The organism is Variovorax sp. P1_H12_2, from assembly GCF_056405335.1.
In genome coordinates, this window is sequence record NZ_JBFUCI010000190.1 from 1 (window position 1) to 11347 (window position 11347).

9 protein-coding genes are annotated in these 11347 nt (G+C 67.9%); 3 read left to right on the forward strand and 6 right to left on the reverse strand.

The genetic code is table 11. The annotated features are described in order from the left end of the window. The 5 genes from AC1D2K_RS19050 to AC1D2K_RS19070 all read right to left on the reverse strand — a co-directional run. On the reverse strand, positions 1-1381 hold a 1381-nt coding region (locus AC1D2K_RS19050; RefSeq protein WP_478090395.1), incomplete at its 3' end, for a cytochrome P450. 2 nt (positions 1382-1383) lie between these two features. Next, positions 1384-3192, reverse strand: coding sequence for an FAD-binding oxidoreductase (locus AC1D2K_RS19055; RefSeq protein ID WP_478090396.1), 1809 nt, complete (start codon positions 3190-3192; stop codon positions 1384-1386). 144 nt (positions 3193-3336) lie between these two features. After that, positions 3337-3990 (reverse strand): ATPase, encoded by a 654-nt coding sequence (locus AC1D2K_RS19060; protein ID WP_478090397.1) that lies wholly within the window; start codon positions 3988-3990, stop codon positions 3337-3339. After that, on the reverse strand, positions 3990-4337 hold the full coding sequence (locus AC1D2K_RS19065) for a type II toxin-antitoxin system prevent-host-death family antitoxin (RefSeq protein ID WP_478090398.1): 348 nt from the start codon (positions 4335-4337) through the stop codon (positions 3990-3992). The genes AC1D2K_RS19060 and AC1D2K_RS19065 overlap by 1 nt, the downstream gene beginning before the upstream one ends. 93 nt (positions 4338-4430) lie before the next feature. After that, on the reverse strand, positions 4431-7478 hold the full coding sequence (locus AC1D2K_RS19070) for a PAS domain S-box protein (RefSeq protein WP_478090399.1): 3048 nt from the start codon (positions 7476-7478) through the stop codon (positions 4431-4433). Positions 7479-7652: 174 nt separating this feature from the next. Between AC1D2K_RS19070 and AC1D2K_RS19075 the strand changes: the two genes are divergently transcribed. Further along, positions 7653-8105: a response regulator gene (locus AC1D2K_RS19075; protein ID WP_478090400.1), complete on the forward strand. Its 453-nt coding sequence runs from the start codon at positions 7653-7655 to the stop codon at positions 8103-8105. Here AC1D2K_RS19075 and AC1D2K_RS19080 read toward each other — a convergent pair. Continuing rightward, positions 8072-8929: a Crp/Fnr family transcriptional regulator gene (locus AC1D2K_RS19080; RefSeq protein ID WP_478090401.1), complete on the reverse strand. Its 858-nt coding sequence runs from the start codon at positions 8927-8929 to the stop codon at positions 8072-8074. The genes AC1D2K_RS19075 and AC1D2K_RS19080 overlap by 34 nt on opposite strands. Before the next feature lie 284 nt (positions 8930-9213). Between AC1D2K_RS19080 and AC1D2K_RS19085 the strand changes: the two genes are divergently transcribed. Next, a complete protein-coding gene (locus tag AC1D2K_RS19085) occupies positions 9214-9900 on the forward strand; it encodes a response regulator (protein WP_478090403.1) in 687 nt (228 codons plus the stop codon). A 56-nt stretch (positions 9901-9956) separates the two neighbouring features. Continuing rightward, positions 9957-11347 (forward strand): DUF3300 domain-containing protein (locus tag AC1D2K_RS19090; RefSeq protein ID WP_478090402.1); only part of this gene is annotated, 1391 nt, incomplete at its 3' end.

The window sequence follows — 11347 nt, forward strand, 5'->3', positions numbered from 1 at the left end:
TCGTGAAGGCGAGTTGCTCGCGCGCCGGCTCGCCGTCGGGCGTGTCGACGCTGGTGATGTCGAAGCGGTTCAGCAGCTGCACCATCGCCATCTTCATTTCGAGCAGCGCGAGGTAGCGTCCCGGGCACATGCGCGGGCCGGCCCCGAAGGGCATCGAGGTGCGCTTCGCGCTGGCGGCCATGGCGCCGGCCGGGCCATCGGCCAGCCAGCGCTCGGGCTCGAAGGCCGCGGCGCGCGGCAGGTGGCTGTCGCTGACGCTGTCGCGGCGCATCAGGTTGATGAGCACCGTCCCGCTCGGCACCTGCACGTCGCCGACCTGTGTGTCGCGCTTGGCCTGCAGCGCGAGGATCGGCGCCACGGGCTTGAGCCGCATGGTCTCGTGCGCGCAGGCCTCGACGTAGTCCAGTTGCGCCAACTGCTCGAAAGTCGGCAGCGCCGAGTCGCCGACCACGCGGTGCACCTCGTCGGCCGCGCGCTGCAGTGCCGCCGGATGTCGCCACAGCAGGTCGATCATCCAGGCGATGGTGTTGGCGGTCGTGTCCTCGCCGGCCAGCAGCATCGTGAACACGTTGCCCGCCACCTGCAGGTCGGTGATGCCGCTGCCGGGCTGGTCGGCCGCCGCGAGCATCGCCTCGAGCAGGTTGCGCGGATGCGCGCGCAGTTCGGGGTCGGTCTCCAGGCGGCTGCGCGCTTGGGCGATGAACTGCGCCACCGCTTCGTTGACCGCCTGCACGCCGCGCTTCAGTTCGCGGTCGGCCTGGGTCGGAATCAGCCGCCAGGTCGGCAGCGGCGCCAGCATGCGCTTGACCAGGGCCGGGAAGATCTTGTCGAGATGCTGCTGGATCACGTCGCCATCGGACTCCAGCGTGTTGACCTCGGCGCCGAACGCGAGCCCGGCGATGGTGTCGACCGTGTAGCGCATCAGGTCGGCCTGGAGATCGATCGCGTCGCCGCGCCGCGTGGCGGCCAGCCAGCGGCGGCCGAGACGCTCGGCGACCGTCTGCAGCGACGGGAAATAGCCCCGGACATGGGCTGGGTCGAAGCTCGCCATGACCATGCGCCGCTGCCGCCGCCAGTCCTCGCCTTCGGCGCCGAAAAGGCCGGGCCTGAGGCCCATCTCGCGGGCCACGGTGGCGAGGCGGTTGGTGCGCTTGAAGCCTTCGGGCCRGTCGCGCAGGATGGCGGCCACGGCCGCGTGGTCGCCGACGATGAGCAGCCGGCGCCGACCCAGCTGCAGCTTGAAGAAGGGGCCGAATTCGCGGCACCACTGTTCCAGCTGCTGGTGCATGCGCGGGGCGTCGATCTGCAGCAGGTTGCCGATCAGCGGGGCGCCGCGCGGGCCCGGCAGGTCGTCGATGCGGCGCAAGGCGGTGGTTTCCATGCTCATGCGATCCGGGTGAAGCCGTCGCCGCTCCAGCGCTCGCTGCCGACGCCGTGGTGGACGAAGAACAGGCCCTCCGGATCGTAGCGCTCCTTGGCCGCGAGCAGCCGGGGATAGTTGGCGCCCCAGAACGACTGCTGCCAGTCGGGCTCGAAGTAGTTGCTCTCCGACAGGTAGGAGCCCGGCCGCGGGACCAGCCGTCGCAGCTCGTCCACCGCGCGTCCGATCGCGGCTGCCTGGCGCCGCGCCAGCCCGGCGTCGGGCTCGTGCCCGGCAACCCCGGGAAAGGCCGGCGGGCCGTTGGCGCCGCAGATCACGAGCGCGAAGGCGTCCAGCACGGCCGGATTCATCGCGGTGTCCCGGGCCGCGGCGATGGCCTCGGCAGGCGCACCGGCAAGCCCCTTGTTGACGTGCATCGACACGCCCCAGTGCCGGCTGGCGGCGAACAGCGCATCGACCAGGGCCTGACGGCGGCCCGCTTGCAGCAGGGCCGCGGGCAGCCAGGCCGACTGATAGCCGTGCAGCATCTGGCCGGCCTGGCCCTGGTCGCCGGGCCAGAACACGTTGCCTTCCGGCGCACCGGGCCGGTCGTCGGTGCTGATGAAGCCGAGCACGCGCTTGACCAGGGTCGGCGCCCAGAAGTCGCGGGCCGAGGTGGACACGATCTTGAGCGGTGAGAACTCGATCTTGAACTCGTCGGGCGACGCCTCGACCGCGTCCAGGAAAGGCGCCCAGACCTCCTGCGCCTGGCTTCGGCTGAGGCCCTGGAACACCATCGCGATGCGCAGCGTGTTGTCTGGCCGCAGGCGGATCTGTTCGCCCCAGTGCGGGTTGTGCAGGCTTCGCGCGTAGAAGTCGACGATCAGGCCGATCAGGCGGCGGAAGGCGGGCGCGGAGGACGCCCTGATCGCCATGTTGACCGCACCGAAGGATTCCGGCAGCGCATGCACCCGCAGCGTGAGGCGGGTGACCACGCCCAGGCTGCCTCCGCCGCCGCCCTTGAGGCCCCAGAACAGCTCCGGCTCGCTGCAGGCATTGGCGACCCGTACCTGGCCGTCGGCCGTCACCACCTCGGCCTCGAGCAGGCTGCCCGAGGCCAGCCCGAAGGCCTTGGAGAAGCTGCCGAAGCCACCGCTCTGTACCAGCCCGGCGACGCCGACCGTCATGCATCCGCCCCCCTGCACGTAGCCCCCTCCCCGGGTGCTGACCGCGTCGTAGACATGGGCCCACACCGCACCGGCGCCGACCGAGACCGCGCGCGTCGGCGCCGTCCGCCCCGCGCAGCCCCTGGCGACGAACGCATCGTGCAGCGTGACCTCGTTCATCCTGCGCGTCCAGAGCAGCAGGGAATCGGGTGCATTGGAGGTGCCCTGGTAGCTGTGGCCGCCGCCCTTGACGACCAGGCGCAAGCGGTTCTGGCGCGCGAAGTCGACCGCGGCCGCCACGTCGCCGGTGCTGCGTGCGGACACCGCATAGACGCTCGGGCTCGAGGTCCAGGCATCGACCCAGCCCAGGGTCTGCGTGAGGCCGATCTCGTCGCCGAGGAAGTAGGGGTTCCCGGCCGCCTTGAAGAACTGGGTGCAGGCAGGCCCTGCGGGCGCATCCAGGCAAGCCGAGAACGGCGACTGCACCTTGACCAGCGCATCGCCGCCCAACTGTTCGCCGAACTGCTTCCAGCGCGCCTCGGAGGGCCAGGCCGGATCGCCGGGGCGAACGCGGGAGCCCGCCGCGGGCCCCGCCGAGGCGCGCATCGGCGCGAGCATCCACGGCAGGTTGCCGCAACAGATCGGAGCCGCGGAGGCCAGCTGCAAGAGACGTCTTCTATGCACAGGACCCTTTCGCCGGAGACTGCGTTCGAGGAGCCGGCTGCAGTATGCCGAACCCGTGCGGCGAAGTCTCCTTTTCGCGCTCGAGACGGCGCCGGCGGGCCGACCGCTGGGGGAGGGACCTGCGCGTCAGGCCTGCTGTTCGATCGCGGCTTGCACGATCGGCCGCGCCCAATCGGGTGTGGCCTCCAGGGCCGAGGCATCGTCGGCTGCGGGGAAGACCAGCCGGCCGCCGATCATCTCGAGCAGCAGCACCGGGTCGGGAATCTCCTCGCCCGGCGCCGCTTCGGCGCTGTTGTCGAACACCTGCAGGCGCGCCAGCAGCGGCAACAGCCGGATCAGGTTCATGCGCGAGCTGATCCAGCGTTCGCGGATCTTGGCGACGGGAATGTCGTGGCCGCCGCTCGCGACCCGCGCATGGACCCGCCGCAGATGCATCTCGGCCGAGGCGAGGCCGCAGAAGATCATCACGACATCGTGGGTGCGCGAGGCCTTGGCGAGCAGTTCGGGAATGGTGCTGGCGCCCAGGGTGGTCTCGAAGGCGTGGTTGCGTCGCTGGGCGAGCGCGGCGGCGAGCTGGACGCGGCCGTATTCCCAGGCGCGGCCGTTGGCATCCTCGACGTCAAGGCCGAGCTGCGCGACCAGTTCGCGCGCATAGCTGTCGGGGTTGTACCAGGCCAGGCCGTGCTCGGCGAGCAGGGCGCCGCCGACCGAGCTCTTGCCCGCGCCGTTGACGCCGGCCAGCACGAAGATGAAGGGCCGCGCAGCGCCAGCCGCGGCCATCAGAACGAAGCGCCGGCCTTCGGCCGCCGGGCCAGCTTGCCCCGGGCCTCGAACAGGGCGTCGACCCGCTGGGCGGCGCCAGGCTGCTGCAGCACGGCCAGGCGGCTGTCGAAGCGGCCGGCCAGTTCTTCCAGCACCGTCTGCTCGCGGGCGTTGAGGGTCAGCAGGTCCTCGGTGAGCTGCTGGTAGGTGGCGGCGTCGAGCAATACCATCTCGACCGCGGCATGGTTCGTGATGGCCACGCTGCCGCTCTGGCGAACCTGGCGCACGACGTCGCCCCACTTGTTCTTCACCTGGGAGGCGTTCTGGCGCGGCAGGTCGTGGAGGGCGGGCAGGGCGGTGATCATGGCAAGCTCCGGCTGTGGAATTGCCATTATGGCAAAAATAGCCAAATTGTGCGCGCAGACCGATACCGACCCATGACGATGCCTGCGATCCGCTCATCCGAYATTGCGGCTCTCTTCCATTCCGATGACCACGTGAACATGGCTCTCGCGGCTGACCAGGAAGTGCGCGACCAGCACGTCGCCGGTGCCCATCGGCGCTGCGTGCACCTGGAACCACCGGCGCTCGTCGGGCGAATGGCACGGGTACTCGCAGGTGAACACGTCGCGATCGCCCTGCATCACTTCGTCGAGCCCCTGCAGGATGTGCAACGCCGACTCGTCGGCGATGGCGCTGCGGCGACAAACCTCGAGGTAGTTCACGCCGGGGCCGATCGCACCGGCCCCGGGGTTGCCGTTGCGCTCGGCAAATTCGCTCCACGCCCGATTGACGAATCGAATCACCCCGCGCCGGTCGACGACCGCCACGATCCCCGCCAGCGCGTCGATCACGTCCTGCAGCGTCTTGTGGGTCGCGCGGCTCAAGAGCCTCGGCAGCGCGTGGGTGTCGTCAAGTCTTGCATGCCCCGGGTCTTCGTCCGACCGGTCGGACGATCGCATCGCATCGGAGTCGGGGTTGAACGCGGGCGGCTCGCCGGCGAGCGGAATGAGGACGTCCAGCACGGCGCCGCTTCCGGGCGTGCTGCCGAAGTGCATGCTGCCGCCCAGTGCGCGCACCCGCTCCTGGATGCCCAGGATCCCGAACGCTTCGGGCTTGCGCCTGTCGGCAGTGACGATGCCGCGGCCATCGTCACTGACACGAACCGATACCGACCTTGCCGGCGCCAAAGCGAGCTGGATGTGCACCTCGCTGGCCTGAGAATGCTTGGCGACATTGTTGAGTGCTTCCTGCACGATGCGGTACAGGCAGAGTGCAATCGCCGGCGTTTCCATCAATGCGTCGGACACAGGGTCCGGCGCGTCGATCGTGCAGGCGACACCGGTCTGCTGGCCGAACTGGGCGACCAGCATTTCCAAGGCTGGCGTCAGGCCGAGGTCTTCCAGCATCGGCGGGCGCAGGTCGTTCACGATGCGGCGGGTCGACAGCACGGCCTTCTCGGCCAGGCAGTCAGCGTCGGCGACCAGCGGCAGCAGTTCCGGCGCCTGGGCGCCGAAGCGCTCGCCGATGCCGCGCAAATCCATGCGGATCGCCGCCAGCGTCTGCTGCAGGTCGTCATGCAATTCACGCGCGATCCGCTTGCGTTCCTCTTCCTGGACCCGGTCGCGCGATGCAATCAGCCGTTGCATCGCGACGTGGGAAGACTCCAGGTCTTCCTGCACCTCCTTGATCGCGCTGACGTCCCGGCTCGTGACCACGGCGCCAACGATCGTGCCTTCCTTCGAACAGATGGGTGCAAAGCTGTAGCTGCCTATCCACGTTTCGCCGGTGTCCTTGCGCCGCAGCCTGTACTCGACGTTGGTCGCCACCTCTCCGCGCAGCGCCCTGGGAACCGCCCATTGCTCAAGCGGCGCCGGATCGCCGTTGGGCATGCGCACATCCATGATCTCCGGGTACTCCGCGAGCGTCCGCCGGCAGGCAGACTTGTCCGCAAATCGGTGAAACGACGCGAAGGCGTCGTTGAACTCGACAAATCGGCCCTCGGTGTCGGAGATGAACACCGCATCGCTCATGCTCGAAAGCGCTGCCTGCAGCTTCGAGGCGCCGGCCCGCAGTTCCGCCTCGGCCTGCTTGCGTTCGGTGATGTCGCGCAGGATGACCGTGTACAACGGGTGGCCGGCGATGGACAGATGGGAGATCGCGCCCTCGATCGGGAACTCCACGCCGTCGGCGCGCAGGCCGACCAGCTCCCGCTGCCGCCCCATCCGGCGTTCGGTGATCGGGTTGGTGCCAAACGCCTGGACATATCGCCTGTGACCCTCCCGATACCGTTCAGGAACGAGGCGACCCAGTGGCGAGCCGATCAGGCGGTCCTGCGGGCAACGGAACATCCTTGCCGCCGCAGGGTTGGCCTGCACGATGACCTGATCCTCGTTGGCCGTCACGATGGCATCGACCGCCGATTCGAAGATGCCACGCAGTCGCGCTTCGCTGATCGCTCGCGCGTCGAGCATCTGGTTGATCTGCCGCGCGACCGACCTGATCTCGGGCGGGCCGGTGACTTCGGCGCGGATCGCATCTCCGCTCGCCGCGATCTGCGCGGCCGTTGCCTCGAGACGCGCAATGGGATTGGCAATGGCCGCGCTCAGGCGCCACGCCAGGCCCAGCGCGAGCAGGCAAAGCCCCAGACCGACGGCGATGGTTCGCTGGAGGGCGGCGTGGTACTCCGAAAGCACATCGGCCTCCGGGAGGCTGGCGATCACCCGCCAGTCCACGCCGGGCAGCGTCGACAGAGCAAACAGCCGCGGAACGCCGTCTCGCCCGACCCCGGCGAAATGGCCTTCGCGCGCACTCCCCAGCGGATCTGCCTCGCCGTCCCTGGGGCGCGAGCCGATGAATTGCGCCGCGTCCTTCGAGCGAAGAAGAATGGCGCCGGTTCGATCCACCACCGTCACGAGCGCGTTCTTCGGGGTCGCGTCGAGCAACTCCTCGCTGAGCGTCAACAAATCCACGGTCACCACCAGCACGCCTGTCTGCGCTGCCTTCTGATCGCGAATGGGATAGCTCAGCGCCGTCAGCTTTCTCCCGGTGCGCCCGTCGACGAACAAGTTGCTTGCCGCGAACACGCCGGCTGCGAAGACCGGCTCCCATGCGGCGGCCTCTGCGTCCGCAGTCCGTGGGACCGGACTCGGTTCGAAAGAGCAGATGGTGTGGCCCCGAGCGTCCCGGATCGCGTACCCCAGTGACGCGGGGACCGGCAGCAGATACTCGGCAACGACCGGGTCGCAGCGCTGCGGATCCATGGCCCTGACCAACGGCCGCGCGGACAGCCGCTCGAGCATCGTCTCGAACCGATCGAGCACGCGTTGCAGGTCCGCCGCCGAGCCGTTGGCGAGGATTCGGACCTTGTCGTGCGCGGTATCGTGTATCCGACGCGCTTCGGCCGCGAGGACCGACGCCACGAGCGCTGCGAACGCGAGCATGACCGCGCCTGTCAGCAGGACGATTCGGCTGCGAAGCGACAGATTCTCGAACCACGAAGCCATTGAATCCCTTGCCGTTCGGCGGATCTCGGGTGGACACGACCACCTTCGGCCCGCGAGGTTCACAAAGTCGAATGCCGAGGCATTGTCCTATTTCTGAAGGCGATCGACAGCGGGTGCGGAACGCTCCAAAAAAACGGCCTTTTCGACCGAATCATTGAGCATGCGCATTTCGCGATGCTTCGATTCGATGCAGCATGGAACCACGTCAATGAGGCGGGGCGAGGTGAAATGGTGAAAGTGCTGTTGGTCGACGATTCGGTGGCAATTCAGCAGAGCTTCGGGGCGCTGCTGACGAATGCGCCGGAAGTCGAGATCGTCGGTTGCGCGGAGGACACCGCCACGGCCGTGGCATCGATCGCTTCGAATCAGCCGGATCTCATTGTCCTGGACGTCAAGCTGCGCGGGCATGATCGAGGCATCGATGTGCTGCGTCACGTCAGGCAGCATTATCCCGACATCAAGGTGGTCGTCTTTTCCCAGTTCAACTGGACGTCCATGCGCAAGAGCCATATGGACGCCGGCGCGCTCGCCTACTTCGACAAGGCGACCGAATTCCAGCAAGCCCGGGACTGTATCGCGGCGCTTTCGCAATCTCAGGCCGCGCAGGCCGCCAGTGCGAAGCCGTGAGATTTCGCCTTGCTGGGCGCGCGCGTGCCTTGTGCGAAACGCTGCAATGCCGCGAGGTCGAGGATCTCCACCCTGCGTTGATCCACCTTGACCAGGCGCAAGGCCGCCAATGCCGCGAACGAACGGCTGATGGTTTCGTGCGCGACGCCAAGGTAGCTTCCGATGTCGCGGCGCGTCATCAGCAAGCGCAGGGATCTGGCGGATTGGCCGCAGGTCGACATGCGCTGCGACAGATGCATCAGGAATCGCGCCAGTCGAACTTCGGCCGCGACGGCAGCCATCATGTCGGCCAGCTGCGTCAGATCGATCATCGCGCTGCTCACGGCACGCATCACGCCGCGATAGAACGCCGGCAGGCTCTGCGCCAGCGCATAGAAGTCGGGCAATGCGATGGCGTAGACGCTCGCATCTTCCAGCGCAACCGCCGCCATGAGGTGGCAATCCCCGGACAGGGCATCGCACCCCAGCAAGTCGCCGCGACGCGCGAATCCGAAGACCTGCTCGTAGCCATCTTCTGCGGTATGAAACGCCTTGAAGGTTCCTGCGCGGACGATGTAGATGGAAGGCGCCGGGCTGCCTTCGAAGAACAGCGATTCGCCGGCACGCAGACGGCGCACGGTGAGCGGGGTGTCCGGCGGTTGYTGGCCCTGGCCGACGGGGACGCCGAGAAGAGCGAGCATTTCATGCAGGACGGTCGGTTCGCTTCGCTCGATGCCGGCAAGTGGCACGCGATGGGCAGTGAACGAGGACTGCATATCAAGGACTGGAACGGTATTCATCGGGAGCCTCCAGGAGTGCGACGACGAACGGGTGTCAGGCGCCACGACGGAGCTTGCGCCTGGTTGTTGCTTTTTGAACGTAGGCTCGACGCCCGGAATCTGGGCGGAGTTGTGGTCTTCTTCTTAGCTTTTTCCTACAAGGCATTCGGAATATTCCGAACCACGACCAGCCAGCTGCCTCTTGCTTGCTCCATCGCCTTCGTAGGGATCTACTGCTTGATATTCGTCGACAGAAAGGCGAGCATGAGCCAATATGCGGCCTCCGAACAGGACATGGTATGCATGAAAACGAGGGATTCGGGACTGCTGCGAAGGATCGGGAGGCGCCCATGGCAGCGCCGCCGCGGTCGGGCGCGCCCGCCATCCGCATGCTTCTGGTCGACGATCACACCATCGTCCGAGAGGGCCTGAAGCGCGTGCTCGATCCGCTGGGCAACGGTTGGGAACTGACTGAAGCAGTCACAGGCTTCCAGGCGCTTGAACTCCTGCGCGAGAGTGAATTCGACCTGGCGTTGGTCGACCTGTCGATGCCGGGCATGACCGGCCTGGAACTGGTCCGCCGCATCAAGGCCGACTTCGCGAGCGTGCGCATACTTGTACTCAGCATGCATGCAGAGGAGCAATACGCGTTGCGGGCGTTCAAGGCCGGCGCCAATGGCTATGTCACCAAGGATGTCGCGGCGGCGGAACTGGTCACGGCGGTGCGCAGGGTGGCCGCGGGTGGCGCCTATATCACTGCGAGCCTGGCCGAGCAGGTGGTGCAGCAGCTCAATGGGATGTCCGACGCCCCGCGACACGCAATGCTGTCCGACCGCGAGATCGAGGTGCTGCGACGCATCGCCGCCGGGCAGCGCCTCACCGAGATCGGCGAGGCGCTCCACCTGTCGGTGAAGACCGTCAGCACGTACAAGACGCGCATCCAGGAAAAACTCCAGGTTGYAAGCACGGCCGASCTGGTACGTTATGCGTTGGAAAACCATATCGACGATCCCGCGTGCCTTCAGGCGCACCACTAGCCGCTTGACAGGATCGGATTGCCATTGAACTTCAGCCCACAAGAAAAGGAGGCGACATGCGCGCTCTGAACGTCCGGCTCGCACGCCTCCTCGTGCTCGCCGTCTCCGTGTTTTCGCTGGTGGTGGGTGCGCAGCCGGCGCAGACCTTCTCCAGGGAACAACTCGATCAGATGATGGCGCCCATTGCGCTGTACCCGGATTCGCTGCTCTCGCAGGTGCTGATGGCCTCGACCTATCCCGCCGATGTCGCCGATGCTGCCAGATGGTCGAAGGCGAATCCGGACCAGAAGGGGGACGCGGCGCTGAAGCTGGTGGCCAACCAGCCCTGGGACCCGAGCGTGCAGTCGCTGGTGGCCTTCCCGCAGGTGCTGCAGACGATGGGCGACAAGCCCGACTGGGTGCAGAACCTCGGCGACGCCTTCCTCGCCTCGTCCAAGGACGTGCTCGACTCGGCGCAGCGGCTGCGCAGCGCGGCGCAGAAGACGGGCAGCCTGAAGAGCTCCGAGCAGCAGAAGGTCATCGTCGAGCAGGAGCCGCAGACCCAGCAGACGGTCATCAAGATCGAGCCCGCAAATCCTGAGGTGGTGTACGTGCCGTCGTACAACCCTGCCGTGGTGTACGGCACCTGGCCCTATCCGGCGTATCCGCCGTACTACTATCCGCCGGCGCCCTATTACTACCCGGGCGCCGCGCTGGCGACCGGCATCGCCTTCGGTGTCGGGGTGGCTGCCACGGCCGCCCTCTGGGGCAACGCCAACTGGGGCGGCGGGAACGTCAACGTCAACGTCAACCGCTACAACAGCGTCAACGCCAACCGGCAGCTCAACGCCAGCCAGTCGAACTTCCAGCACAACGCGGCCAATCGGCGCGGCGTTCCGTACCGGGATTCGGCGAGCCAGCAGCAGTTCGGGAAGAACGTGGGCGGTGCCGACCAGCGCAACGACTACCGTGGACGCGACGCGGCGCAGGCCGGCACCCGCGATGCGCAGCGCCAGCAGGCGCAGTCGCAGTTGCAGCAGCGCGGCATGGATCCGGGACAGGGCCGCGACCAGCTTCGCAACGATCCGGCGACACGGGATCGCGCGCAGGCCGCGGCCGGGCAAGGCGGCGCCGGTCGCGATCGCGGCGGGCAGGGCCCGGGGGGCGCAGGCGGCGCTGGACCGGGCGACCGTGGCGGTGCGGGCGGAGGCGGATTGGGATCCGGAGGCGACCGGGGCGGCCCTGGCGGACCTGGCGGCGCGGGCGGCGCGGGCGGTGCGGGCTCGGGCGGCCGAGGCGGCGGCGACAACGCGCTGAGAGGCGCCGGAGACACCGGCAACCAGGCGCGCCAGCAAGCGAGTCGCGGCGATGCCAGCCGCCAATCCATGTCCCAAAACCGTGGCGGAGCCGGCGGCGGCGGGTCGCACGCGGGAGCAGGAGCCGGAGGTGCGCGCCCCAGTGCGGGCGG

Excerpts from the sequence above, each read along its gene's own strand:
- AC1D2K_RS19060 (WP_478090397.1), bottom strand. The coding sequence starts at position 3,990 with ATGGCCGCGGCTGGCGCTGCGCGGCCCTTCATCTTCGTGCTGGCCGGC.
- AC1D2K_RS19065 (WP_478090398.1), bottom strand. The coding sequence starts at position 4,337 with ATGATCACCGCCCTGCCCGCCCTCCACGACCTGCCGCGCCAGAACGCC.
- AC1D2K_RS19075 (WP_478090400.1), top strand. The coding sequence starts at position 7,653 with ATGCTTCGATTCGATGCAGCATGGAACCACGTCAATGAGGCGGGGCGA.